This is a genomic window from Paenarthrobacter sp. NPDC089714, from assembly GCF_044748905.1.
In the GTDB taxonomy this organism is placed as follows: domain Bacteria; phylum Actinomycetota; class Actinomycetes; order Actinomycetales; family Micrococcaceae; genus Arthrobacter.
Genome location: NZ_JBIVGX010000001.1, coordinates 475,429 through 499,211, shown reverse-complemented (window position 1 = coordinate 499,211; position 23,783 = coordinate 475,429). Strand labels below are relative to the sequence as shown.

The 23,783-nt window shown below is 65.6% G+C and carries 23 protein-coding genes and 1 riboswitch; of the genes, 7 read left to right on the top strand and 16 right to left on the bottom strand.

Features of this window, described 5'->3' with window-relative positions; genetic code table 11:
- Nucleotides 1-76: 76 nt before the first annotated feature.
- From ACIPY3_RS02315 to hemE, 10 genes are all read right to left on the bottom strand, one after another.
- Complete coding sequence (locus ACIPY3_RS02315) at nucleotides 77-1,147, bottom strand: glycoside hydrolase family 3 N-terminal domain-containing protein (protein WP_400329559.1); 1,071 nt, start codon at nucleotides 1,145-1,147, stop codon at nucleotides 77-79.
- 320 nt (nucleotides 1,148-1,467) lie between these two features.
- The gene (gene hemL / locus ACIPY3_RS02310) at nucleotides 1,468-2,787 is read right to left on the bottom strand and encodes a glutamate-1-semialdehyde 2,1-aminomutase (RefSeq protein WP_400329556.1); all 1,320 of its coding nucleotides are present in this window, start codon (nucleotides 2,785-2,787) and stop codon (nucleotides 1,468-1,470) included.
- A gap of 53 nt (nucleotides 2,788-2,840) precedes the next feature.
- Complete coding sequence (locus ACIPY3_RS02305; protein WP_400329553.1) at nucleotides 2,841-3,932, bottom strand: LLM class flavin-dependent oxidoreductase; 1,092 nt, start codon at nucleotides 3,930-3,932, stop codon at nucleotides 2,841-2,843.
- On the bottom strand, nucleotides 3,932-4,912 hold the full coding sequence (hemB, locus tag ACIPY3_RS02300; protein ID WP_400329550.1) for a porphobilinogen synthase: 981 nt from the start codon (nucleotides 4,910-4,912) through the stop codon (nucleotides 3,932-3,934). The genes ACIPY3_RS02305 and hemB overlap by 1 nt, the downstream gene beginning before the upstream one ends.
- Nucleotides 4,909-5,787: a uroporphyrinogen-III synthase gene (locus ACIPY3_RS02295; protein WP_400329547.1), complete on the bottom strand. Its 879-nt coding sequence runs from the start codon at nucleotides 5,785-5,787 to the stop codon at nucleotides 4,909-4,911. The genes hemB and ACIPY3_RS02295 overlap by 4 nt, the downstream gene beginning before the upstream one ends.
- Nucleotides 5,774-6,772: a hydroxymethylbilane synthase gene (gene hemC / locus ACIPY3_RS02290; protein ID WP_400329544.1), complete on the bottom strand. Its 999-nt coding sequence runs from the start codon at nucleotides 6,770-6,772 to the stop codon at nucleotides 5,774-5,776. Before hemC ends, ACIPY3_RS02295 begins: the two co-directional genes overlap by 14 nt.
- The gene (locus ACIPY3_RS02285) at nucleotides 6,769-7,992 is read right to left on the bottom strand and encodes a ferrochelatase (RefSeq protein WP_400329541.1); all 1,224 of its coding nucleotides are present in this window, start codon (nucleotides 7,990-7,992) and stop codon (nucleotides 6,769-6,771) included. The genes hemC and ACIPY3_RS02285 overlap by 4 nt, the downstream gene beginning before the upstream one ends.
- The gene (hemQ, locus tag ACIPY3_RS02280) at nucleotides 7,989-8,690 is read right to left on the bottom strand and encodes a hydrogen peroxide-dependent heme synthase (protein ID WP_400329538.1); all 702 of its coding nucleotides are present in this window, start codon (nucleotides 8,688-8,690) and stop codon (nucleotides 7,989-7,991) included. The genes ACIPY3_RS02285 and hemQ overlap by 4 nt, the downstream gene beginning before the upstream one ends.
- 73 nt (nucleotides 8,691-8,763) lie before the next feature.
- The gene (gene hemG / locus ACIPY3_RS02275; protein WP_400329536.1) at nucleotides 8,764-10,218 is read right to left on the bottom strand and encodes a protoporphyrinogen oxidase; all 1,455 of its coding nucleotides are present in this window, start codon (nucleotides 10,216-10,218) and stop codon (nucleotides 8,764-8,766) included.
- Nucleotides 10,219-10,224: 6 nt separating this feature from the next.
- On the bottom strand, nucleotides 10,225-11,340 hold the full coding sequence (hemE, locus tag ACIPY3_RS02270; RefSeq protein ID WP_400329533.1) for a uroporphyrinogen decarboxylase: 1,116 nt from the start codon (nucleotides 11,338-11,340) through the stop codon (nucleotides 10,225-10,227).
- Nucleotides 11,341-11,498: 158 nt separating this feature from the next.
- On the opposite strand from hemE, the gene ACIPY3_RS02265 reads away from it, so the two are divergent.
- A complete protein-coding gene (locus tag ACIPY3_RS02265; RefSeq protein WP_400329530.1) occupies nucleotides 11,499-12,821 on the top strand; it encodes a glutamyl-tRNA reductase in 1,323 nt (440 codons plus the stop codon).
- A 51-nt stretch (nucleotides 12,822-12,872) separates the two neighbouring features.
- On the opposite strand, the gene ACIPY3_RS02260 is transcribed toward ACIPY3_RS02265, so the two are convergent.
- Together ACIPY3_RS02260 and moeB are read right to left on the bottom strand one after the other, a co-directional pair.
- Nucleotides 12,873-13,859, bottom strand: coding sequence for an SDR family NAD(P)-dependent oxidoreductase (locus ACIPY3_RS02260; protein ID WP_400329527.1), 987 nt, complete (start codon nucleotides 13,857-13,859; stop codon nucleotides 12,873-12,875).
- A 38-nt stretch (nucleotides 13,860-13,897) separates the two neighbouring features.
- Nucleotides 13,898-15,097, bottom strand: a complete 1,200-nt coding sequence (gene moeB, locus ACIPY3_RS02255) for a molybdopterin-synthase adenylyltransferase MoeB (RefSeq protein ID WP_400329524.1) — start codon at nucleotides 15,095-15,097, stop codon at nucleotides 13,898-13,900.
- A gap of 6 nt (nucleotides 15,098-15,103) precedes the next feature.
- Here moeB and ACIPY3_RS02250 point away from each other — a divergent pair, with 6 nt between their 5' ends.
- The 3 genes from ACIPY3_RS02250 to ACIPY3_RS02240 are packed head-to-tail and all read left to right on the top strand — an operon-like array spanning nucleotide 15,104 to nucleotide 16,451.
- Nucleotides 15,104-15,838: a TetR/AcrR family transcriptional regulator gene (locus tag ACIPY3_RS02250; RefSeq protein WP_400329521.1), complete on the top strand. Its 735-nt coding sequence runs from the start codon at nucleotides 15,104-15,106 to the stop codon at nucleotides 15,836-15,838.
- A 50-nt stretch (nucleotides 15,839-15,888) separates the two neighbouring features.
- Nucleotides 15,889-16,113 carry a DUF3107 domain-containing protein gene (locus ACIPY3_RS02245; RefSeq protein ID WP_397322213.1) on the top strand — a complete coding sequence of 75 codons (225 nt, stop codon included), beginning with the start codon at nucleotides 15,889-15,891 and terminating at the stop codon, nucleotides 16,111-16,113.
- Nucleotides 16,114-16,148: 35 nt separating this feature from the next.
- On the top strand, nucleotides 16,149-16,451 hold the full coding sequence (locus tag ACIPY3_RS02240) for a hypothetical protein (RefSeq protein ID WP_400269738.1): 303 nt from the start codon (nucleotides 16,149-16,151) through the stop codon (nucleotides 16,449-16,451).
- Nucleotides 16,452-16,541: 90 nt separating this feature from the next.
- Here the strand turns inward: ACIPY3_RS02240 and ACIPY3_RS02235 are convergent, their stop codons facing one another.
- From ACIPY3_RS02235 to thiO, 3 genes are all read right to left on the bottom strand, one after another.
- Nucleotides 16,542-17,339 carry a thiazole synthase gene (locus ACIPY3_RS02235; protein WP_400329517.1) on the bottom strand — a complete coding sequence of 266 codons (798 nt, stop codon included), beginning with the start codon at nucleotides 17,337-17,339 and terminating at the stop codon, nucleotides 16,542-16,544.
- 3 nt (nucleotides 17,340-17,342) lie between these two features.
- Nucleotides 17,343-17,579 (bottom strand): sulfur carrier protein ThiS, encoded by a 237-nt coding sequence (gene thiS, locus ACIPY3_RS02230; RefSeq protein WP_400329514.1) that lies wholly within the window; start codon nucleotides 17,577-17,579, stop codon nucleotides 17,343-17,345.
- Nucleotides 17,576-18,835 (bottom strand): glycine oxidase ThiO, encoded by a 1,260-nt coding sequence (thiO, locus tag ACIPY3_RS02225; RefSeq protein ID WP_400329511.1) that lies wholly within the window; start codon nucleotides 18,833-18,835, stop codon nucleotides 17,576-17,578. Before thiO ends, thiS begins: the two co-directional genes overlap by 4 nt.
- A riboswitch (TPP riboswitch) is annotated at nucleotides 18,828-18,947 on the bottom strand. It overlaps the preceding gene by 8 nt.
- A 27-nt stretch (nucleotides 18,948-18,974) precedes the next feature.
- Between thiO and thiE the strand changes: the two genes are divergently transcribed.
- Nucleotides 18,975-19,640: a thiamine phosphate synthase gene (thiE, locus tag ACIPY3_RS02220; protein ID WP_400329508.1), complete on the top strand. Its 666-nt coding sequence runs from the start codon at nucleotides 18,975-18,977 to the stop codon at nucleotides 19,638-19,640.
- Here thiE and ACIPY3_RS02215 read toward each other — a convergent pair.
- Complete coding sequence (locus tag ACIPY3_RS02215) at nucleotides 19,637-20,305, bottom strand: ferritin-like fold-containing protein (protein ID WP_400329505.1); 669 nt, start codon at nucleotides 20,303-20,305, stop codon at nucleotides 19,637-19,639. The two genes, thiE and ACIPY3_RS02215, sit on opposite strands and share 4 nt — an antisense overlap.
- 41 nt (nucleotides 20,306-20,346) lie before the next feature.
- Here ACIPY3_RS02215 and ACIPY3_RS02210 point away from each other — a divergent pair, with 41 nt between their 5' ends.
- Both ACIPY3_RS02210 and ACIPY3_RS02205 read left to right on the top strand, forming a co-directional pair.
- Entirely contained in the window at nucleotides 20,347-21,813 is a 1,467-nt protein-coding gene (locus ACIPY3_RS02210; RefSeq protein ID WP_400329502.1) for an RNB domain-containing ribonuclease, read from the top strand.
- Nucleotides 21,814-22,090: 277 nt separating this feature from the next.
- On the top strand, nucleotides 22,091-23,779 hold the full coding sequence (locus ACIPY3_RS02205) for a DEAD/DEAH box helicase (RefSeq protein ID WP_400329500.1): 1,689 nt from the start codon (nucleotides 22,091-22,093) through the stop codon (nucleotides 23,777-23,779).
- The last annotated feature ends 4 nt before the right edge of the window (nucleotides 23,780-23,783 follow it).

Genomic DNA, 23,783 nt, shown 5'->3' with positions numbered 1-23,783 from the left:
CAGCCGACGCACACAGCAACATCCCCGTCCTCCGCGGCGGTCCCCCACGGACCAGCGGTGGCCGGGGATTTGCCGTTTAAGGCCTGGCCGCGGCCTTGACCTGCAGCACAGCCAGGGCTGCGGCATCCACCTTGGCCGCGAACGCAGGATCCGCCTGAGCCCTGCGGACCACAGCCTCATGCATCGCGGGGATCCGCGCAGGGTCAGCACAGACCATCATGGTCCCACCGGCACCAAAGAAGGCGGTGGCCCGCTCTGCGCTGGTCCATGGTTCCAGCTGCGCGGCACTGCACATGTCATCGGAAAGGATGATTCCTTTGAACCCTGCGTCCGTCCGGAGCATCGTTTCCATCACCACAGGTGAAAACGGCGCAATATTGGCAGGGTCAATGCGGTCGTAGTAGGCGTTGGACAACATGACCCACTGGGCACCGCCACGGATGGCTGCATTGAAGGGCGCCAAGGCGGGGTCCGTACGGGTCGTTTCGGTATCGCGCACGTCCTTGCTGACGTCCGTGTTGGGAACCACCCGGCCCAGTCCGGGATAGTGCTTCACGACGGGGGCCACCCCGGCATCGGCCAAGCCTTGGGCAAAGGCGTTCCCGAGCACCGACACTTGGTCAGGCGTGTAGCCGTACTGGCGCTGGAAGCGGCCGATCGGACCGTTGGATGGTGCAAACTCCGCGCTCTTCACCGTGTCAAGGACAGGTGCCAGGTCCACGTTGACCCCGGCGCTTCGAAGTTCCCTCCCCCACAGGGCCGCGCTGGAACGCAGCTTGTCCGGCCCGAGTCCGGCCTGGGCCACGGCCGACGGTATGGCGGAGAACCCGGGACCGGAGAGAACCTGCACGTTTCCGCCCTCCTGGTCCGTGGCTACGAACAAGGGCAGGTTTCCGGTGGTGGCCGGCGAGACCGTGGCGTTCAAGGAAGCCACCACAGCGGCCGACGCGGCTGCTCCGGCTTTGCTGCGTCCGCTGAGGTACACGTTGCCCACGTGGTACTTGGCCAATGCCTCCATGGTCGCAGGCTCGGGACCCGTGGCTTTGGCCGCGACCATGAACAGCTGCCCTACCCGCTGCTCGAGGCTCAGGGAAGAGAGCCGCCGGGTAGCTGCATCCTGGGTTCCCGGAGGCGATACGGCCGACACGGAGGGGGTCGGCTGCGGGGACGGCGCCGTGCCGGACGGTGCAGCGGCTGAACCAGTGGGCGGGGTCGATGACGTCGATGAGGGACCAGGTGATTCCGATGGAGCGGGACTGCCCCCACTGACGGTGCATCCCGAGGCCATTACCGCGACCACTCCTGCCGCCGCAAGGATAGAGCTGAGCGATGCAATTGTCTTGGAGGTACGCATGGTAAACCGTTGATTCGTTGGGGTTGGGTTTCCCCTACGAGCCTACCCCGCCTACGCAAACGGCGCCTTCGAAAGCTGCTGCCTGCAACTTTCGAAGGCGCCGAAGTCCCAGCCTAGGCTTGGGCGGAGGCAGCAGCCTTGGCTGCAGCCGGAAGCGCGTCAAAAATACGGTTCATCGCAGCATCGTCGTGTGCCGCGGACAGGAACCAGGCCTCAAAGACGGACGGCGGCAGGTACACGCCGGATTCCAGCATGGAGTGGAAGAACGGCGCGTAGCGGAAGACTTCCTGGGCCTGCGCGTCCGCGTAATTGTGGACTCCGTTGGCGGAGGTGCCGAAGGAGACAGAGAACAGGTTCCCTGCCCGCTGGATGGAATGGTCCACTCCGGCGGCGTCCAACGCAGACGAAAGGGCCGCCGAGAGTTCCAGGGAGCGCGCATCAACGTGGGCATAGACCTCGGGTGTTGCGTGGGTCAACGTGGCGACACCGGCTGCCATGGCAACAGGGTTCCCGGACAACGTTCCGGCTTGGTAAACGGGACCCAACGGTGCCAGGTAGTCCATGACATCCGCGCGGCCGCCAAGAGCCGCCGTCGGCATGCCGCCACCAATCACCTTGCCAAAGGTGAGCAGGTCCGGTGCCCAACCCTCCTGGCGACCGGTCAGGCCCCAGTAGCCGGCGTAGCCAGTGCGGAAGCCCGTCAGGACTTCGTCCAGGATCAGGAGGGCCCCGTGTTCCTTGGTAATCCGGGACAGTCCTGCGTTGAAGCCTTCGGCCGGAGTAACGACGCCCATGTTGGCCGGCGCCGCCTCGGTGATCACAGCGGCGATGTGGCTGCCGTGCGCTGCGAATGCCTCCTCAACTGCGGCGAGATCGTTGTAGGGCAGCACCAGGGTCTCCGCAGCGGCCGCGGCCGTGACGCCGGCAGAGCCGGGCAGGGCAAGAGTGGCCACCCCTGAACCGGCGGATGCCAGGAGGCCGTCCAAGTGGCCGTGGTAGCAGCCGGCGAACTTGATGATGAGGTTGCGGCCGGTGAAACCGCGGGCCAGGCGGACGGCCGTCATGGTCGCCTCGGTACCGGTGGAAACCATGCGGAGACGCTCGACGGCGGATACCCGTTCCTTGACGAGGGCGGCCAGGTTGGCCTCATCCGGAGTGGAAGCGCCGAAAGAGAGGCCGCGGTCCACGGCCGCGTGCACAGCATCCAGCACTGCCGGGTGCGCATGGCCCAGGAGGGCAGGACCCCACGAGCAGACCAGGTCCACGTATTCCTTGCCATCTGCATCGGTGAGGTAGGCGCCCTTGGCCGAGACCATGAACTTCGGTGTTCCGCCCACGGAGCCAAAAGCACGGACCGGCGAGTTGACCCCGCCGGGCATCAGCGACTGGGCGCGGTCGAACAGCTGGTCGGACACAGGGGTGTTTGAAGTCATGGTTCCTATTCTTTCAGTGATGATGGAGCTGCCTGCTGGATCGGCGCGAGGCGTCAGCCGGCGTCTGCTTCCGCTTCGTCCAGGAGTTCGGCGACGCGGGGCGCAACTTCCGTCCCGTACAACTCGATGCAGCGCAGCATGGACTGGTGCGGCAGTGTTCCGTTGCTGTACTTGAGGTCGAACCGGTCCACGCCGAGGTTGCTCTTAAGCAAGGCGATCTTCCGGGCCACAGTTTCGGGGGAACCCACGTACAGTGCGCCTTCCGGGCCGCACATGGCGTCGAACTCCTCTCGGTTTCCCGGTCCCCAGCCTCGCTCGGCGCCGATCCGGTTGCGTTGTTCGAGCCAATGCGGAAACAACTCCTCGCGGGCGGCTTCATCGGTGTCGGCAATGAAACCGGGCGAATGCGTCGCGATCTGCCTCATGGGGTGGCCGTATCTGGTCATGGCGTCCCGGTAGAGGTTCACCAGTGGCGCGAATCGCCGCGGCTCTCCGCCAATGATGGCAAAGATGATCGGGTAGCCGTATTCGGCGCACCGCACCACGGATTCGGGAGTCCCGCCCACCCCGATCCAGGCCGGCAAGAGGTGGTGCTGCAGGCGGGGATAAACCTGGAGTCCATTGACGTTGGGCCGGGTGCGACCTTCCCAGTGCACGGGCTTCTGCGCGCGGACTTTGTGGAACAAGTCCAGCTTTTCCTCGAACAGGACCTCGTAGTCGGCCAGATCGAGCCCGAACAGGGGGAACGATTCGACGAACGATCCCCTGCCGAGCATCACTTCGGCGCGTCCGTTGGAAAGGGCATCAACCGTGGCAAAGCGCTGGAACACCCGGATGGGATCGTCGGAGCTCAGGACCGTCACGGCGGTTCCCAGCCGGATCCTCGACGTCACCGCGGCGGCCGCCGCCAGGAAGACTTCAGGTGCTGACACCGCGAAATCGCGGCGGTGGTGCTCCCCCACGCCAAACGCATGGATTCCGACGGCGTCCGCCAGCTTGGCTTCTTCCAGAAGCTCGCGCAGCACCTGGGCGTGTTCCTTGGGATTTCCCTCGGCATCAAGCCCAGCGTCGCCAAAAGTGTTCAGGCCCAGGAGGATGCGTCCAGCACCCACCGGCGCCGTGGGATCGGACGGTGTGAGGGTCATCAGGACTCCTTCAGCCAGCCTGCCAGTTCGGAGGCCCAGTAGGTCAGCACGGTATCGGCACCGGCCCGCTTGATGCCGAGCACGGATTCCGTGATGGCCCCACGCCGGTCGATCCAGCCGTTCGCGGCGGCCGCTTCGATCATGGCGTACTCGCCGGAGATTTGGTAGGCCGAGACAGGCACCGGGCTCATGGCCGCTACGTCGGCAAGGATGTCGAGGTAGCTCATGGCAGGCTTCACCATGACCATGTCGGCTCCTTCTTCGAGATCCAACTCCACTTCGAGAATCGCTTCGCGTCGGTTCGCGGCGTCCATCTGGTAGGTGCGGCGGTCGCCCTTAAGCTGGGAGTCGACGGCTTCCCGGAAGGGGCCGTAGAAGGCGGACGCGTACTTGGCGGCGTAGGCCAGGATGGCAGTGTTCTTGTGGCCGGATTCCTCGAGCGCCTGGCGGATCACGGCGATCTGGCCGTCCATCATTCCGGAAGGGCCCAGCACGTGCGCGCCGGCCTCCGCCTGCGCAACGGCCATCTGTCCGTAAATCTCCAACGTGGCATCGTTGTCCACGTAACCGTTGGCGTCCAGGACTCCGCAGTGGCCGTGATCGGTGAACTCGTCCAGGCACACATCGCCCATGATCACCAAAGCATCGCCCACCTCGGCTTTGACGTCCCGGATGGCCTTGTTCAGCACGCCTTCGGGATCCAGCGAAGCAGTTCCCCTGGCATCGCGCACGGCTGGGACTCCGAACAGCATGATGCCGCCAACGCCCAATTCCACGGCTTCTGCGGCCGCCCGCTTGAGGGTGTCGGTAGTGTGCTGGACGACCCCGGGCATCGAGGTGATGGGGCTGGGCTCGGTCAGGCCCTCCCGGATGAAGGCAGGCAGGATGAGGTCTGCAGGCGCCAGACGGTTCTCGGCGGTGAGGCGTCGCATGGCGGGGGTGGTGCGCAAGCGGCGGGGGCGGTGGTTTGGAAAACTCATTGGGGGTTCCCTTCGTTGGCGAAGATGGTTTCCAGGGCGGTCGCAATGCCCGCCGGCGTGGGTTCGTTGGCGGTTGCTGCCACCGGCAGGCCAACCCGGGCGGCCTCGGCGGCGGTGGGGCGGCCGATCGCAACCAGGCGGCAGGCCCCAAGCGGCAGCAGGGCTTGGGCGATCCGGCGCACCGCGCTCGGGGAGGCAACGACGATCGCGTCCAGTGCCCCGGCGCCGAGCCGCGCCTTCACGGCTTCAGCCGTCAGTTGCGGCGGCAGACCGTCACCGGAGAGTCCGACGGCGGCAGGCAGTTCCGCTGTCAGCCGCCGCGAATCATGGGCCGGGTACTTGACCGTGTGATAGGCAGTAACTGCGTCAACGGAGGCACCCTTGGTTGCCAGTCCCTCGCGCAAGCGTGGCGAGGCGATATCCGCTTGGGGCAGGAAGATCCGCGCATTTGGCGAGTCCCACACCTCGAGAAGGCCTTCGGCGGACTGTTCTCCGGTGGGGCAAAGGTCAACGGGAAGCCCAGCGGCTTCGAGTGCCCGCCGTGATGACAAACCAACGGTGGCCACTTTCGTGCCGGCAGGCACCAGTTGCGAAGCCGTGGTGCCGCGTTCGGCTGCCTTCCCGATCAGGACACGCAGCGTGGTGGTACTGCTGACCACCAGCCACTCGTAGCCGCCGGCGGCGAGCGTGTCCAAGGCAGAATCCAAGGAGGCCTGGTCGGTGGCCTGCTCAAAGTCGATCAGGGGAAGGACCAACGGTATGGCCCCTTTGCTCCTCAGCAGGGCAGCAAGCGTGCGGGCACGGTCGGCGCTCCTGGTGATCAGGACACGCCGACCCCGCAAGCCCGCGGCAGCCATGGGTTCAGGAGGCAGCAAGGTCCGCAATTTCAGCGGCACCGGCCGCGAGCAGTTGTTCGGCAACCTCGATGCCCAGCAACGTGGCGCCTACCTCGGTCAGGCCATCGGTGGCCTTCTTTTCGCGCACAGTACGGGTCCCGTCCACGGCGCAGACCACGGCTTCCAGGTGCAACATGCTGCCCTTGCGGTACGCATAGGCACCCACGGGGGCGGCACATCCGGCCTCGAGCCTGGCCAGTACGGCACGTTCGGCCGTGACCGCAAGCCGGGTGTCGTCGTCGTTCAACGCCGCCAGGGCCTGGGCCAGCACCACATTGCCGCCGTCCACGGAGCCGTCACGCTGTGGCGCGTCGGGCGTGCGGCACTCAATGGCAAGGGCACCCTGGCCTGGGGCAGGCAGCATCACGGAGGTATCGAAGAATTCGGACACCGTATCCAGCCGCCCCATGCGTTCGAGTCCGGCGGCGGCGAGGACTACTGCGTCAAGGTCGTTCGATTTGCCCTCCACCACCTCGTCCACGGCATTGCCGGGCAGCCCGGGTACCCGGTTGAGGCGGGTGTCCACGTTTCCGCGGATATCCAGCACCTCGATGTCCGGACGGGCGGCACGAAGCTGCGCTGCGCGCCGCGGCGATCCAGTGCCCACTTTGGCGCCACCGGGAAGTTCCGCCAGCGTCAATCCGTCCCGGGCGCACAGGACGTCCCGCACATCCACGCGCGGCGGCGTAGCGGCGATGCTCAATCCAACGGCTGCCCCGGTGGGGAGGTCCTTGAGTGAATGCACGGCTACGTCGCAGCTCTCGATGAGCAAGGCATCGCGCAACGCGGCAACGAAGACCCCGGTGCCACCCATCTGGGACAGCGATCCGGTCCTGACGTCGCCTTCGGTCCGGATGTGGACCAGCTCCACGGGGAAGCCCCCGACGGCGGCCAGCTGGTCCGCCGTCTGCTGGGTCTGCGTCAGGGCCAGCTTGCTGGCTCTGGTGCCGATGCGAACAGTCACTTGCTGGCCTCCGGGGCGGGGTAGGCCTCATGTCCGATCCCAATGCTGGAGCCGACCTCGGCGATGACGGGCTTGGCCCCGCGGAAGTTTTCGCAGCAGTTGGGACGGCACACGTCGTACCAGGGTCCGAGATCCGTCACGTGCGGACGGTCGGCGATGTTGTTCTCAAGGGTGCGTTCGCAGATCAGGTCCACCAGTCCTGACACAAAGGCTGCGTGCGTTCCCGGTGTGGGAACGCGGGTGGCTTCGATGCCCAGGTTCTTGCAGGTTTCCAAGGCTTCCGTGTCCAGGTCCCACGCAACTTCCATGTGGTCGCTGACAAAACCAAGGGGAACAATGACCACGCCGCGGACACCCTCGGGCGCGATTTCCTCAAGGTGGTCATTGATGTCCGGTTCGAGCCAAGGGATGTGGGGCGCTCCCGAACGCGACTGGTAAACGAGGTCCCAGGCGACGTTCGGAGCCACGGTGTCCATGATGGCCTTGGCGTTGGCCAGGTGCTGGGCGGCATAGGCGGAACCTTCCGCGAAGTCGCGGGGCTCGTCCTCGGAGCGGCCTGCGGCCTCCGCGTCCCTGGTAGGAATGGAGTGCGTGGCGAACAGGACACGGATGCCGGAGTCGGGATCGGCAACGCCTGCAGCGGAAAGCTTGGCACGGATTTCCTCGAGGCCGGCGGCCGTCCCCTCCAGGAATGGCTGCACCACTCCGGGGTGGTCGAAGTACTGGCGGATCTTGTCCACTTCCAGTTTTCCGTCCAGGCCTGTTTCCGTCAGGGCGATGCCGATATCTTCGCGGTACTGGCGGCAGCTGGAGTAACAGGAGTAGATGCTGGTAGTGAGCATCAGGATCCGGCGGTGGCCGGCGTCGTAGGCGTCCTGCAAAACCGGCGCGATGTACGGGTCCCAGTTGCGGTTGCCCCACAGTACCGGCAGCTCGATGCCGCGCTTGGCGAGTTCGGCTTCAATGGCTGCCTTCAACTCGCGGTTCTGCTGGTTGATGGGGCTGATGCCGCCGAAGGCCCGGTAGTGGTGCGACACCTCTTCCAGGCGCTCGTCGGGGATGCCGCGCCCGCGGGTGACGTTGCGCAGGAAGGGAATGACGTCTTCCTGGCCTTCGGGCCCACCGAAGGATGCGAGCAGGACGGCGTCGTAGTGCTTCGCTTCCTGGCGGCCGCGTTCGGTGACCTGGTTCAGTTCGGTGGAGACGGACAGCCCGCTCATGCGAGGACCTCGGCGATCTCGGCAGCCGTGACGCGGCGGCCGGTGTAGAAGGGAATCTCTTCGCGCACGTGGTTACGGGCGTCGGTGGCGCGCAGGTGGCGCATCAGGTCCACCAAGTCAACCAGTTCGGGCGCCTCCAAGCCGAGGATCCACTCCCAGTCCCCCAGCGCGAAAGAGGACACGGTGTTGGAGATGACCTGCGGGAATTCGCGGCCCAGGAGGCCGTGGTCGCGGAGCATCTTGCCCCGCTCTTCGGCGGGCAGGAGGTACCACTCGTAGGAGCGGACGAACGGGTAGACGCACAGCCAGGTGCTGGGCTCGACGCCACGGGCATAGGCAGGAACGTGGCTCTTGGCGAACTCGGCCTCGCGGTGCACGCCCATGGCCGACCACACGATCTCCGTTCCAGCGAACAGCTTGCTGCGGCGGATGGAGCGGACCGCAGCCTGGAGGTCTTCGGGCTTGGCACCGTGGAGCCACACCATGATGTCCGCATCCGAGCGCATGGCGGAAACGTCGTAGCTGCCCCGCAGGACCACGCCGTCCACCGCGAGCTTTTCGACCAGTGATTCGAATTCCTGCGCGGCATCGCCGCTGCGCAGGACGTCGGCTGAGCGCTTGAAGACGGTCCAGAGCGTGAAGAACTGTTCTTCGTTTTCAGAAGTTTTAGTGACAGATTCGGCAGAAGTGTGGCTCATGGTTTCAAGTTTGCCCCGCGCGGGCCGCTAAGTCGAAATGGATTTGTTCTACAAGGCGTAGAAGTGACATAAATCACGTAATAGTGGGATCCTCGGCCCGCAGCGGCGCCACCTGCGCGCGCGTGTCCGCGACCACCGCGGCGAGGCCGTTGCCAGCCAGCCAGCCGCCGACCACCGTCAATCCGTCGACAGAGCCAACCACTTTGCGCACCTGGGCTACGCGCTGTTTATGACCGACGGCGGCAAACGGCAGCGCGCCCGCCCAGCGCACTACATCCCAATCGAGGATGTCCGTCCGGGACACCGGAACCGTGAGAAGTGCTGAGGCATCCTCCAGGGCCGCCGACAACAGGTTCTCGTCATCCAGCGCCGCCTCCGGCGCCCCGGAGTCCTCCATCCGGCCGTAAGAGAGACGCACCACGTGGGTTCCAGGGCCGGCCTCCTCAGCCAGCCAATCCCATTTCGCCGTGGCATGGGTGAGGGCTTTCGCACGGATTCCCGCGGTCTGCGGTGCCACCAGGATTCCCGTGCCCCTTGGCCGTCCATCCAGTTCCGGGAGATCCACCACGAGCGTCACCAGGCTGACCAACGGCCCGGGCCCAGGGCGCAGGGCGGCCAGGCCGGGCAATGAATCCTCCAGCAGCCTGACGGCGGCCGGACCATCGAGGGCGACCACCAGCCGATCGGCGTCGTACGCCTCCCCGCCCGCGGTGACCTGCCAACCGTGGGAGGTTTTTCGGGCGGAGGCCACGCGCTTGTCCGTAAGCAAGTCCACGCCACGGTCCCGGAGGTCCTTGACCAGCGCGGTCACCAACGTGTGCATCCCACCGGTCAGGCCTCCGACGGCGGAACCCGCCTTGGCGGGCACGGAACCGGTCCCACGGGCGGCTTGGCGCTGGCTGGCCACGGCGGCGGCCAACGAACCATGCTTCCGGAGTCCGGCACGCAGGCCCGGGGCCACCATGTCCACGTCCAGCAGCGCGGGGTCTGCCGAGTGCACGCCACCCACCACCGGCGCTACCAGCCGTTCGAGGACCGTCTTGCCCATGCGGGCACGGACCAACTCCGAAACGCTGGTGACATCGGAAGAAGTTCCCACCGAGGCGGGCATCCACCGGTCAAGGGAGGCACGGAGCGCCCCTGCGAAACCAAGGGAACGCCTGACCTCGGGATCCCACGGATTCGCGGGAATTCCCAGCACACCGGTCTTGGGGAGTTCACGGGCACCCTCGGGCAGTTGCACCCAGGCTCCCCCGGGATGGGGAGCGACTATCCGCGATTCCAGGCCAAGCTCCCGCGCAAGATCCGCCACGGCCGTGGAGCGTGTGGCGAAGGACTCGGCTCCGCTGTCCAACGACAGGCCAGCCACCGTGTGCCCACCAACGCAGCCACCCCACGACCCAGTAGCTTCAAGAACGGTGACCGCAGTCCCCGCCACGGCGAGTTCCCTCGCGGCCACCAGCCCTGAGATTCCGCCGCCAACGACGACGGCGGACGGGCCCAGGGATTTAGCGTGTCCCCCGCGCATGGGGTGCTACTTGGCCGGGATGGAGTGGATGAGTTCCACCACCCGCGTCAGAACGGTGGGGTCGGTTTCGGGCGGAACACCGTGGCCCAGGTTCAGCACATGGCCAGGCGCATGCGAGCCCGCCTCGATGACCTCGCGGACGTGGGCTTCCAGGACCTCCCACGGCGCAGAGAGAAGGGCGGGATCAATGTTGCCCTGCAAAGGAACCGTGCCACCGAGGCGGCGGTTGGCCTCGTCGAGCGGCAGGCGGTAGTCCACGCCAACCACGTCCACGCCAACGTCCCGCATGGCCACGAGGAGTTCCGATGTTCCCGTTCCGAAGTGCACCAGCGGCGCACCCAGTCCCCGGACGTGGTCCAGCGCCCGGGCGGATGCCGGAGCAACGAACCTGGAATAATCGGCCAAGCCCAGGGAGCCGGCCCAGGAATCGAACAGCTGTCCGGCGGAAGCGCCGGCTTCGAGCTGGGCCTGGAGGAACAGGCCCGAGGCGTCGGCGGCCCAATTCGCCAAGGCCTGCCAGGTTTCGGGGTCCGCGTGCATCATGGTCCGCGGGCCGAGGTGGTCGCGGGACGGGCGGCCTTCAACCATGTAGGCGGCAAGGGTGAACGGCGCGCCGGCAAAACCGATCAACGGGGTCTTGCCCAGTTCGGCGACGGTCAGGCGGACGGCTTCGCGGATGGGCTCCAGGGCCTCCCAGGTCAGCTCCGGGAGGGCCGCGACATCCTCGGCGGTCCGGACCGGCTTGTCCAGGACCGGACCCACGCCGGGAACAATGTCCACGCCAACGCCGGCGAGCTTGAGCGGAATCACGATGTCCGAGAAGAAGATGCCGGCGTCCACGTCGTGGCGGCGGACGGGCTGCAGGGTGATCTCAGCGGCGAGTTCCGGCCGCAGGCACGAGTCCAGCATGGCCACGCCTTCGCGGACCTTCAGGTACTCGGGCAGCGATCGGCCGGCTTGGCGCATGAACCACACCGGCCTGCGCGACGGCGTGCCGCCGCGGTAGGCGGTGATGAGCGGCGAGTCAGAGGTACGGCCGTCATTCAACGGGTGCCCGGGGCCGAGGTTGCCCGCAGGAGCATTGAGGGCCGTATTGTTGGATGCTGCCGCGCTAGAAGTCATGCCTTCGATTGTGCCGAAAATCCGGGGCAAAAGATAACGACAGGCTGTCATGTCCCAAGCGTTGCGCCCCACAGTGGCGGGAGTCACCCCTGATGGTGTGGATCGCCACGGCGGTACATTGTTCTACCGGGCTACGAAAAAGCTATGATTGGGTTGCTGTGGTTCTTTTCTCATTGGTGGCTACACACGCCGACATCGATCTTGAGACCGTCGCTCAGTTGAGCAACGGTTCATCCGGTCTTGCCTCCGCTGCGCTCACCGGATCCCCCGTTGTGTCCGGCGCCGTAGTCCTGGCTACCTGCAACCGCTACGAGATTTACGGCGAAACCAGCCATGGTGCTGACGTCGAAGCCGCACGCTCGGCCCTCGTCTCGCAGATCAGCGAACTCAGTGGCCTCAACGAGCAACTCGTCTCCCGTTCTTTCAGCACCCATGCCGGCCCTGACGTCACGCGCCACCTGTTCGCGGTGAGCGCGGGCCTTGACTCGGCAGTGGTGGGCGAGCGCGAGATCGCCGGGCAGGTCCGCCGCGCCCTGATCACCGCCCAGCAGGAAGGCACCGCAAGTTCCGGCCTTGTCCGCCTGTTCCAGGCCGCCTCCAAGACCGCCAAGGACGTCGGAGCGCAGACTGCCCTTGGCTCGCGCGGGCTCTCGATCGTCTCCGTGGCCCTCGATCTCGCAACTGATCTCTCCGACACCGACGACTGGACAGCCAAGAAGGTGGTGGTCTTCGGTACCGGAGCCTACGCGGGCGCCACCATGTCCCTGCTTCGCGAACGTGGTTGTACCGACGTTTCGGTCTACTCATCCTCCGGCCGCGCCGAAGGCTTCGTGGCAACCCGGGGTGGAACAGCGCTCGACGCCGACACCCTCCCCGCTGCTGTCGCGGCGGCGGACGTCATGATCGGCTGCAGCGGCTCGGACACCCGGGTGGAGGCCGCCGACCTCGCCAGGGTCCGGGCCTCTTCCGGCAAAACCTTGATCGCCATCGACCTCGCCCTCACCCATGACTTCGATCCCGCTGTGGGTGAACTCGACGGCGTGGAACTCCTGACGCTTGAATCGGTCCGTCTCGCAGCACCCCAGGAACAGGCCGAATCCCTGACCCAGGCAAGTGCGATTGTCAGCGGAGCGGCCAAGGCTTTCGAAGCCGAACGTGAATCGCGTTCCATCGATTCGGCCATTGTCGCCCTTCGCCGCCACACCATGAACGTGCTCGACTCCGAGATGGAGAAAGTCCGTGCCCGGCACGGTTGCACAGCTGCAGCCGAGGAAGTGGAGTTCGCCCTCCGTCGGATGGTCAAGCAACTGCTGCACGTTCCCACGGTCCGCGCCCGCGAATTGGCAGCCAACGGCCAGCAGGATGATTACGTGGCCGCACTGGAGGCCCTGTACGGCATCCAGGTGGAGCAGCCGCAGGCCGCCCCGGCCGCGGCCGAGTGCCCCGTGGATCACCAGCAACTGCGCTCCGAAAGCGCCTGAACGTTCCGAAAGCGCCTTAACAGGGCCCCGCCGCGCCCGGGTTCTCCGGAATCAGGCGAAGGCGTTGACTCCGGTCAACCCGGCCGACCTCTCCCACAGCGTCCGCGCAGCATCCCGGTCCACGGCATGCGCGTCAACACCTTGGTACCGGGCCAGCGGCGATTGGTGGTCGGTGGGCTCGGCCACATCGCAGTCCTCGCAGTACACGCCACCCTTCCCAGCCAGCAAGGGTGAGGTGGCTGCCCACACAGAGGTGGCGGCGCCTTGTTCAGGGGTCTTGAATCCTTCGCGCAGGTTTCCCTCGGCGTCCATCCAGCCCGCCGCCACCATTTCTTCCCTGGGCAAGTGGCGCTGGAGTTCTGTCATGATCCCGCCCGGATGCACAGCGAACGCGCGCACCCCGAACGCCCGGCCCAGGCGGTCCAGTTCCACCGCAAAGAGGGCGTTTGCGGTCTTCGCCTGGCCATAGGCCTGCCATTTGTCATAGCCTCCGGCAAAGTCCATGTCTTCGAACCGGATAGGGGAAAGCTTGTGGCCCGTGGAGGACAAGGAGATGACCCGCGCAGCTCCGGCCGCCGCCAGCGCCGGCCACAGGAGGTTTACCAGCGTGTAGTGGCCCAAGTGGTTGGTGGCGAACTGCGCCTCCCAGCCGGGGCCCACACGCTGTTCCGGACTGGCCATGACCGCAGCGTTGTTGACGAGGATGTCGAGGGAGGGGTGTTCCGCCAGGTAGTGCGTGGCGAAGGCCTTGACGCTTTCCTGATCGGCAAGATCCAGAGGGGCAACGGACACGCCATCCAGGCCCGCCTCGGCGAGCACCGACCGGGCGTGTTCCACCCGGCGGGCAGGGACCGTGACCTGCGCGCCGGCCGAAACCAGGGCCCGTACGGTTTCCAGACCGAGTCCCGAGTATCCTCCCGTAACGATGGCGGACTTACCCGAGAGGTCGATCCCTGAAATCACCTCTGCCGCGGTGGAGTAGTGGCCGAAACCCGAGCCGAGGTGGTGTTGCTGCGTCTGCGTCGCTTCTTCGCCCATGCTTGAGCTTCCCAGACATGGGAGCGCTCCGGCAATGCTCAGTACACGGGCTTCTCCGGCTCGACGTCCCGAACCCAGGCGAGGATACCGCCGTCGAGATGGCTGACGCGGTCGTACCCGGCCTTGCGCGCGGCCTCCAGGACTGTTGCGGAGCGTGTTCCTGCCTTGCAGTGGAACACGATGTCCCGGTTCTGCGGCAGGTCCACCCAGGCTTCGCCCGAAAGGATGCGGCCCTGCGGGATCAGTACGGCGCCGTCGATGTTGACGATGCTGTATTCGCCGGACTCCCTGACGTCCACCAGATCGAAGTCCCGCTCCCCTGCCGCACGTTCGGCCAGCATCCGTGCCAATTCCGTGGCCGTCACCGTGTGCGCCTGGTCGGTGGGTGCCGGCGGGGTGACACCGCAGAAAGCCTCGTAGTCGGTCAGTTCGGTGATCGGCTCGGCTTCCGGGTCCTTGGACACTTTGATTTCGCGCCAGCTGCCACCCAGGGCGTCAAAGAGCGCCATGCGGCCCAGGAGGGAACGCCCGACGCCGGTGATCAGCTTGACTGCCTCGGTGACCATGAGGGAGCCAACGGCTGCACAGAGCATGCCAAAGACGCCGCCCTCACCGCAGGACGGCACGGAGCCCGCTGGCGGCGCTTCAGGGTACAGGTCGCGGTAGGTAGGGCCGTGCTCGCCCCAAAAGACGCTTACCTGTCCGTCGAACCGGAAAATGGAACCCCATACATAGGGCTTGCCCAAGATTGCGGCTGCGTCATTAACGAGGTACCTGGTTGCGAAATTGTCCGCGCCATCCAGGATGAGGTCGTATTGCGCAAAGAGGTCCAACGCATTCGAGGAATCAAGGCGGTCATTGTGCAGCACTACCTTGACCAGCGGATTGAGTTCGGCAATGGCGTTGCGCGCCGATTCTATTTTGGGGATGCCAACGTCCTTGACTCCGTGGATCACCTGGCGTTGCAAATTGCTGAGGTCCACCACGTCGTCGTCGATAATTCCCAACGTACCGACGCCCGCTGCGGCCAAATACAGGAGGGCCGGCGAACCGAGCCCACCGGCGCCTATGACAAGAACTTTCGCATTCTTAAGCCTGCGTTGGCCCACGGCTCCAATTTCCGGAATGATGAGATGCCGGGAGTACCGTTCCACCTCGGCCGGCGACAGTCCGGCGGCAGGTTCAACGAGGGGCGGCAGGACCGCGGGCGCAGTGTGGGCGGCAAGAATTGAGGCCATACCCCAATGTATGCCTGCCGATGCCGCCCGGTCATATTACCCACCGGTACAGTGGTCATAACTGCAAAGGAAAGGCGGCAGACTGTGGCTGACGGCGCACGGGCAAACGATGGGGCACCAGCAAAGCAGGAACGGACTGGTTCACCGCGCTCAGCAAGGTTGCCGCGGGACGAACGCCGCGCGCAATTGCTCAACGCTGCCCTGGAAGTTTTCGTGTCCAACGGCTTTCACGGTGCCGCCATGGATGAGATCGCTGAGACCGCCCATGTGAGCAAGCCGGTGCTCTACCAGCACTTCCCCTCCAAGCGGGAGCTGTACATGGCGCTCCTGGACAGCCACCTCGCCGCGCTGACCGAACTGATGCTCACCGCCTTGAATTCCACCTCGGACAACAAGGAGCGCGTCAAGGCCGTGATGCGCGCGTACTACAAGTTCATCGCGGACGACGACCAAGCGCACCGGCTGGTCTTTGAATCGGACCTCATTAACGATCCCGATGTGAGTTCCCGACTGGAAACGTTCAACAAGACCTTCGCCGATGCCGTAGCCCATGTCATTGCCGAGGACACCAAGCTACCCCCGCTCGAGGCCCAGCTCCTGGGCCGGGGGCTGGCCGGAATGGCCCAGGTCAGCGCGCGCTACTGGCTTGAAACGGACGGAAATCTGGATCTCGATGTGGCCAGCGATCTGATCTATCGTTTAGCTTGGCGCGGAATCAGTCGATTCCCCAAAGAGTCCTAGGCTACAAATAAAGGACTGACCTAATTCTTGATTGGCTTGGAGGCCTTGCTGTGGAAGTAAAGATCGGCATTCAGAACGTCGGCCGTGAAATTGTGCTCGAATCCGCATTGGACGCTGACGCGGTCGCCAAGCTCGTTGCGGACGCCCTCTCCAAGGGTTCCGAGTTGCGGCTGACGGACGACAAGGGCCGCCAGGTGATCGTTCCCGGCAGCGTCCTGGGCTACGTCGAAATCGGCGCCGAAGAAGTCCGGCGCGTGGGCTTCGGCGCCCTCTGACACTTTGCCCTGACTACTGCCGCTAAGGAGTCCCCATGCTTTCACTCGTCGTTGTTGCGTTTGCGACTGTCGCCACCGGCTTCCTGGTGTGGGCAAATGACAAACGGCACGGCAAGTACGGCATTGCCCTGCCGGCCGGAGTTTCGTTGGGCATCGGCGCACTGGCCTGGGTGGCTTTCATCGCGGCCGGCCTGGGCTACCAGCCTGGGCTGACGTGGATTCCCTATGTGCTGCCCATCGTGCTGGGTACAGCTGCCGCGGCAGGCGCCGTGGTCTACCTGGGCCGTACGCGCACCTCGCGGGATACTACGGCCCTGACCAAGGCCCTGCGCCTCTAGGCAGTCCCGGACGTTCCGGTCCCATAAAGTTCCGGTTCCTTAAACTCGTGTGGCCACCGCCGTTGGGCGGTGGCCACACGTGCTTCCACGTCAGAGGAACTCTGCGCGGCCCTCCATGGCAGAGGACGCCAGGGCATGCTCCCGCCGGGGAATCCGTCCGGCCTGACGGGCGAACCGGCCGGACAGGACGGCGTGTTTGAAAGCCTCACCCATCAGGGCCGGGTTCTGGGCCCGGGTCACGGCGGTGGCCAGGAGGACGGCGTCGCACCCCAACTCCATGGCAAGCGCCGCGTCGGAGGCCGTGCCGATGCCCGCGTCCAGGACCACCGGAACAGAAGCGCGGGAGACGATGACCTCAATGTTGTGCGGGTTGAGGATACCCAGGCCTGTTCCGATCGGCGCGCCAAGCGGCATGACGGCGGTGGCACCAAGGTTCTCCAGGCGCAGGGCCAGCACCGGATCGTCGTTGGTGTACGCGAAGACCTTGAAGCCCCGGTTCACCAACTGTTCCGTGGCCTCCACGAGTTCCACCGCGTCGGGAAGGAGCGTGTGTTCGTCCGCGATGACCTCAAGCTTGACCCAGTCGGTCTCCAATGCCTCGCGGGCCAGTTCGGCCGTCAGCACCGCGTCCTTGGCCGTAAAGCAGCCTGCAGTGTTGGGGAGCACCCGGATGTTGTTGTCCACCAGGAGCTGGAAGAGCGAGCCGGCCTCTGCCGGAGAGTAGCGCCGCATGGCCACGGTGGTCAGTTCCGTCCCGGATGCCAGGAGTGCGGCTCCGAGGCCTTCAAGGCTGGGAGCGCCTCCCGTTCCCATGATGAGACGGGACGAAAGCTCAACACCGTCAATGACCAACGGGTCAATCCGGGTTTCAGTGCTTGTTGTGGTCATGGTTCAGCCTCCTTGGACTGCGGTAACGAGTTCCAGTTCATCGCCTTCGGCGAGGTCCGTGGCGGCCCATTGGCTGCGCGGCACCACTTCCGAGTTGCGTGCGACGGCGACGCCCAGCTTGCCGCCGTCGGCCGCCTGTCCGCGGTGGTCCAGTGCGCGGCCGGTGACGGACGTCACGAGGGTGCTGACGGAGGCGCCGTCCACTACTGCGTGGTCTGCTCCGTTGAGTTTGATGTTCATGCTGATTCCTTGGTGAATGGTCCGGTATGAGGGGAGGTATGGATGGCGGGTGCACTTCCCTGCGGGGCAAAGCGGTCCGGCCTGAAGCGAGACCACCTGGGATCGGCCGGGCCGGTCATCAAACCGCCCACGATGGCCGCAGCCACGGGCGTCAGGAGAACTCCGTGCCGGAAGAAGCCCGTGGCGACAATGAGGCCCTGGACCTCTCCCCCGGCACCGGCCACCCGTCCCAGCAACGGTGCATTGTCCGGAGTTCCCGGCCTGGCACGGGCTGTCGCTTCGAGGAGTTCCAGTTCTGCGACGGCGGGCACAAGGACCTGGGCATCGCGCAGGAGTTGGTAGACGCCGCCTGCCGAGACGGCGTTGAAACGGGCAGACAATCCGTCTTCGCGTTGGGTGGCCCCGATGACCACGGTCCCGTCCTCCCTGGGAACGATGTAGACCGGCACACCCCGCACCATTCCGCGGATGGTCGACGTGACAAGGGGCTGCAGGGATTCCGGGACACGGAGCCGGAGGATGTCCCCGTAGACCGGCCGCAACGGGAGATGGAGCTGCTCCGGGAGGCTGTTGACGGTTGCAGCGTCCAGGCCATTGGCAAGGACTGTTTCCTTGGCCAGGACCCGCCCGCCGCTGCTGGATTCAACGCCGGCTACGCGTCCTTCGTCCCAGAGCAGGCGGACGGCCGTTTCCCGGAGGTGGAAGCCGGAATCGGTCCCCTCGATCCAACTGGTATCGGCGGGACAGTGGGCAGCCAAACCGGCCAGAAGTCTCGCCGCCAGCTTGCGGGGATCCACTTGATGGTCCGCCGGTATGTGGAACGCGCAGGATATCTGCGGACTCAACAACGGCTCCCGCCTACGGGCGTCCCGCAGCAGGAGTGGTTCCACCTGGAGACCCTCAGCCACCTGGACTGCCCGGAGGTCCGCGAGCGCACGGCGGTCGGCGGCGTCGGCACCCACGGCGATGGTCGCCGTCGTGCGGTATCCGGCGGCTTCCCTGGACCCGGCGAGGCTGTCCACGAAAGCGGGCCAGCGCCGCGACGATTCCAGCATGAGTTCCAGGAGGTCTTCTTCCTGGTAATGGAGCTCGCTGACGGGGGCCAGCATGCCGGCAGCGGCAAAGGTTGCTCCACTTGCCGGTGCCGGATCGATGAGGACCACCGAACGGCCCAGGCGTCGCGCCTCATGCGCGATTCCGAGTCCTATGACGCCGCCGCCGATGACGGCGACGTCTGCGTGAATGGCTTCTGCCATGGATTCCCTTCCCTACGCCGGTACTAGCCGGATCAGGTCAAGCGGTCGGCGCTGAAGCCCTCTCAGCCGGACAGTCATAAAGACGATCGTCGCGGCTCCCGCAGTACGTGCCTAGTTTAGAGGAACTACTCTGGTTTGCATGACCCAGCCTGATCTCCTTTCCACTGCCCGCCTGTATTTGTGCACCGACGCCCGCCGGCGGCAGGACGACTTCGAAGACTTTGTGGACGCCGCGTTCGAGGGCGGAGTGGACATTATCCAGCTCCGCGACAAGACGCTCGAGGCTGCCCAAGAACTGGAACTGCTGGAGGTCTTGAACAAGGTTGCCAGCCGCCACGGACGCCTTTGGGCCGTCAACGACCGCGCCGATGTTGCCCGTATTTCCGGGGCTCCGGTGTTCCACATCGGCCAAAAGGACATCCCTTTGGGGGCGGCCCGGGAGCTGCTCCCGGTCGAGGAAACAATCGGCCTCTCCACCCACTCGCCCGAGCAGGTGGACGCGGCTGTGGCCGCTTCCCAGGGACCTGGTGGCCTGGACTACTTCTGCGTAGGCCCGCTCTGGGCGACGCCCACCAAACCGGGCCGCGCTGCTGTGGGGCTGGACTTGGTCACATATGCCGCGGAGGCCGTAAAACAAGCCGGGGTAGACCTGCCCTGGTTCGCCATTGGTGGGGTTGACCTTGGAAATGTGGAGCAAGTAGTTGCCGCCGGTGCCAGCCGCATCGTGGTGGTCCGCGCCATCACCGAGGCGGAGGACCCGACGGTGGCCGCGCGGGCGCTGCTTTCGGCGCTCGACGCGGCCTAGGCCGTCAGCCCAAGCCCCGTCATGCGGCGCCCGTGCCGTTCGGCCAGCTCTGCGGTGAGCTGATGGACTGCGGCACGGGATCCGTGTCCATCGCGCAACAGTGGTCCCAGGTCCGGGTGCTCCAAGCCCACCCGCTGGGCCTGGGTGAGGGCCTCCCCCACAATCCGGCGGCCCCAGAGCGAGAGCCGCGAAGCCAGCCGGGGGTCATCCCGCAGGGCCCGGCGCAGCAGGATCCGCAGGGCTTCGGTAGCTTGATCGGCCGAGCAAACCTGCTGGACGAAATGCTGGATCCCGGAATCGAGGAACCCGGCGACCGTTCGGTAAAAGTCCGCCGAGACGGTGTCGATGACATAAGCCTTCGTCACCGACTCGAACCAGTCTCCCGGCGGGGTCCGCTCGTGGAAATGGTCGAACGAACCCTGGAACGGGAGCATGGCGTCCTCAGGGTCGTTCCCCATTTCGGTGAGCCTGCCACTGATCACGGCATAGTTTCCGAAGGCGCCAACAGCGATCTTCGCCAGCATGGCCCGTTCGCGAAGCGTCGGTGCCAACCGGGAGTCGGAGGACAACCGGCCAAAGGCGGACAACTCCCCGTAGGCCATGGCACCCAGCAGCCCGGCAGCGAGCTGTCCCGGGGAGTCGTTGCGGCCTGTGGAGGTGCCCATGTTCCAAGACTATCCGTCGAATTCGGGCTAGTCTGACTTTCGTGTCACATCATCGGATAGCGCCCAACGTCGACGATTCTTCCGACCAGCTCGCGGAGTCCTTGGCTGCGCTCAGGACCGAGCTGGAACTGCCCGCGGATTACCCCGGCGAAGCGTTGGCGGAGGCGCGGGCGGCCGTTGAACACCATCAACTCCCCACCCGGGATTTGCTCGACATTCCCTTTGTCACCATTGATCCCGCCACCTCCACGGACTTGGACCAGGCCCTTTTCATCGACCGCGCAGGCGAGGGCTACAAAGTCCTTTACGCCATTGCGGACGTCCCCTCCTTTGTTGTGCCCGATGGAGCCTTGGACGCGGAAACCAGGCAGCGCGGCCAGACCTACTACGCTCCCGACGGCCGGATTCCCCTCCACCCGGAGGTGATCAGCGAGCATGCCGGCAGCCTGCTGGCCGGGCAGGATTGCGGGGCGTTCGTGTGGGACTTCGACCTCGATGCAAAAGCGGACGTCGTGTCCGTCTCCGTCGCGCGCGCCAAGGTCCGGAGCCGCGCGAAGCTGAGCTACAAAGGTGCCCAGGAGCAGATCGATTCCGGCTCGGCCCTTCCTGTCCTCCAACTGCTGAAGGAGGTCGGACTGAAACGCGTGGAGCTGGAACGCAAGCGCGGTGGCGCCAGCCTCAACATGCCTGAGCAGGAGATCGTCCAGGCAACAGGTGGTGGCGGGTACCGGATCGTGGCTGCCCCTTCGCTTCCCGTGGAGGATTGGAACGCCCAGATCTCCCTCATGACGGGCATGGCCGCGGCCCGCATGATGCTCGACGGCAAGGTAGGGATCCTGCGCACCATGCCCGCGCCGGATGAGCGCTCCTTGCTGCATTTCAAGCGGCAAACCCAAGCCCTGGGCAAACCGTGGGACGGGGACATCACCTACGGCGAGTACCTGCGGACCCTTGATGCTTCCGATCCCAAGCAACTGGCCATCCTGCACTCGGCAGGGACGCTGTTCCGGGGCGCCGGGTATACGCCCTTCGATGGCGAGATCCCGGAGGACGTCATCCAATCGGCCATCGGGGCGCCGTACGCGCACACCACCGCTCCGCTTCGCCGCCTGATCGACCGCTTTGTCCTGGTGATCTGCGAAGCGCTGAGCGGCGGTCACGACATCCCTCAATGGGCCCGCGACGCACTTCCTACGCTCCCGGAGATCATGGCGTCCTCGGACCAACTGGCCGGGAAGCTGGAACGCCTGGCCCTGGACACGGTGGAGGCTGCCCTGGTGGCCAACCACATCGGTGGAGAATTCGATGCCGTGGTGATCTCCGGATCCAAACCATCCAACGGAAACGGGAACGGGAACGGCAACGGACCGTACGGCACCATCCAGATCCAGGAACCGGCCATCACGGCCCGCTGCGACGGTGAGCTTGAGTCCGGCACCCAGGTCAGGGTGAGGCTGGTGAAGGCCGATATTGCCAGCAGGGAAATCCGTTTCGCCCTGGTCGCGTGAAGCCGCCACGGTGCCGATCCGGGGTTTGGGGCGGCCAGAGGATAGACTTGGCCTGTAGTAATGGATGCCCGGTCGTTGATTCAGTTAATTTTTGAACTCAACAAGCCCGCCCCTACGCGATCTTGAGATGTGCCCGCTGGTCACCAGTGCCAGTACTTAGATAGCCCGCGATCGGCTTCCACTGGAATTGCTTGCGCGCCCGTTCGTGCTCCGGTACGGCTTCGCCGCCGCCGTTGAGCATGCAGCGCCAATGCCCAAATGAATAAGGAAACTCCCTGTGAGTGAATTGCACACCCATGAAGTCCTGACGGACTCCACCGGAACCGAATCAATCGAACCCGAGGAAACGATCACCTCGGATGAGACGCCCCACGAGATCGAAGAAAAATCGTTCGCCGACTTCAATGTGCGTGCGGACATTGTGGAGTCCCTCTCCGATGCCGGGATTACCCACCCCTTCCCCATCCAGGCCATGACGCTGCCTGTGGCGCTGGGTGGCCACGACATCATCGGCCAGGCAAAGACCGGTACGGGCAAGACCCTCGGCTTCGGCATCCCGGTCCTGCAGCGGATCGAAGGCAAGGAAGATCCCGGATACGCCAAGCTGGCAGTTCCGGGCGCACCCCAGGCCCTGGTCATCGTGCCGACGCGTGAACTCGCGGTCCAGGTGGCCAACGATCTCCAGACGGCTTCCCGGAAGCGCAACGCCCGCATCGCCACCATCTATGGCGGCCGTGCCTATGAGCCCCAGATCGAAGCCTTGCAGAAGGGCGTCGAGGTCGTCGTTGGTACCCCCGGCCGCCTGATCGACCTCTACAAGCAGCGCCACCTCAGCCTGAAGAACGTCAAGATGGTGGTCCTGGACGAGGCCGACGAGATGCTGGACCTCGGCTTCCTGCCGGACGTTGAAACGATCATCGCCGGCACTCCGGCAGTACGCCAGACCCTGCTGTTCTCCGCAACGATGCCCGGCCCCGTCATCGCCATGGCCCGCCGCTACATGACGCAGCCGACGCACATCCGGGCAGCGGATCCCAACGATGAGGGCCTGACCAAGCGGGACATCCGCCAACTGATCTACCGTGCGCACAGCATGGACAAGACCGAGGTGGTAGCCCGCATCCTCCAGGCCAAGGGACGTGGCCGCACGGTCATTTTCACCAAGACCAAGCGCACCGCCGCGAAGGTTGCCGAGGAACTCGTGGACCGCGGCTTCGCCGCCGCCGCCATCCACGGTGACCTCGGACAGGGCGCCCGCGAACAGGCTCTGCGAGCCTTCCGCAACAACAAAGTGGACGTCCTCGTGGCAACGGACGTTGCCGCCCGTGGCATCGACGTGGAAGACGTCACCCACGTGATCAACTACCAGTGCGTTGAAGACGAGAAGATCTACCTCCACCGCGTTGGCCGCACCGGCCGCGCAGGCAACAAGGGCACCGCCGTGACCTTCGTGGACTGGGATGACGTACCCCGCTGGGCATTGATCAACAAGGCACTGGGACTGAACGTTCCCGAGCCGGTGGAAACCTACTCCTCCTCGCCGCACCTGTACACGGACCTGGACATTCCCGAGGGCACCAAGGGCCGCTTGCCCCGCGCCAAGCGGACGCTGGCCGGCGTCGACGCTGAAGTCCTGGAGGACCTCGGCGAGACCGGCAAGAAGAACTCCCGTTCCCGCGGCCAAGGCCGCGAAGGTGGCCGGGACCGCAGCCGCTCCGGCAAGTCCGGCGAAGGCAAGTCCGGCGATGCCGCGTCGGCCGAAACCAAGGGCGAGGGCGGACGCAACCGCACCCGCCGCCGTCGTACCTCAAACGGCGACACGTCCACCAGCGCACCGGCAGGCAACGAAGCAGACAGCACCTCGGAGAAGCCCGCACGGACGCGCCGTACGCGCACGCGCCGCCGCAACGGCGAAGTGGTGTCCGGCGACGCGTCCGGCACCACGCCCGCCAACACCGAGGCCTGACACG

What these genes read in the sequence shown, in the direction of transcription:
- hemL (WP_400329556.1), bottom strand. Translation starts at nt 2,787, where the DNA reads ATGACTTCAAACACCCCTGTGTCCGACCAGCTGTTCGACCGCGCCCAG.
- ACIPY3_RS02305 (WP_400329553.1), bottom strand. Translation starts at nt 3,932, where the DNA reads ATGACCCTCACACCGTCCGATCCCACGGCGCCGGTGGGTGCTGGACGC.
- hemB (WP_400329550.1), bottom strand. Translation starts at nt 4,912, where the DNA reads ATGAGTTTTCCAAACCACCGCCCCCGCCGCTTGCGCACCACCCCCGCC.
- ACIPY3_RS02285 (WP_400329541.1), bottom strand. Translation starts at nt 7,992, where the DNA reads ATGAGCGGGCTGTCCGTCTCCACCGAACTGAACCAGGTCACCGAACGC.
- hemQ (WP_400329538.1), bottom strand. Translation starts at nt 8,690, where the DNA reads ATGAGCCACACTTCTGCCGAATCTGTCACTAAAACTTCTGAAAACGAA.
- hemG (WP_400329536.1), bottom strand. Translation starts at nt 10,218, where the DNA reads ATGCGCGGGGGACACGCTAAATCCCTGGGCCCGTCCGCCGTCGTCGTT.
- hemE (WP_400329533.1), bottom strand. Translation starts at nt 11,340, where the DNA reads ATGACTTCTAGCGCGGCAGCATCCAACAATACGGCCCTCAATGCTCCT.
- ACIPY3_RS02260 (WP_400329527.1), bottom strand. Translation starts at nt 13,859, where the DNA reads ATGGGCGAAGAAGCGACGCAGACGCAGCAACACCACCTCGGCTCGGGT.
- moeB (WP_400329524.1), bottom strand. Translation starts at nt 15,097, where the DNA reads ATGGCCTCAATTCTTGCCGCCCACACTGCGCCCGCGGTCCTGCCGCCC.
- ACIPY3_RS02250 (WP_400329521.1), top strand. Translation starts at nt 15,104, where the DNA reads ATGTATGCCTGCCGATGCCGCCCGGTCATATTACCCACCGGTACAGTG.
- ACIPY3_RS02240 (WP_400269738.1), top strand. Translation starts at nt 16,149, where the DNA reads ATGCTTTCACTCGTCGTTGTTGCGTTTGCGACTGTCGCCACCGGCTTC.
- ACIPY3_RS02235 (WP_400329517.1), bottom strand. Translation starts at nt 17,339, where the DNA reads ATGACCACAACAAGCACTGAAACCCGGATTGACCCGTTGGTCATTGAC.
- thiS (WP_400329514.1), bottom strand. Translation starts at nt 17,579, where the DNA reads ATGAACATCAAACTCAACGGAGCAGACCACGCAGTAGTGGACGGCGCC.
- thiO (WP_400329511.1), bottom strand. Translation starts at nt 18,835, where the DNA reads ATGGCAGAAGCCATTCACGCAGACGTCGCCGTCATCGGCGGCGGCGTC.
- thiE (WP_400329508.1), top strand. Translation starts at nt 18,975, where the DNA reads ATGACCCAGCCTGATCTCCTTTCCACTGCCCGCCTGTATTTGTGCACC.
- ACIPY3_RS02215 (WP_400329505.1), bottom strand. Translation starts at nt 20,305, where the DNA reads ATGGGCACCTCCACAGGCCGCAACGACTCCCCGGGACAGCTCGCTGCC.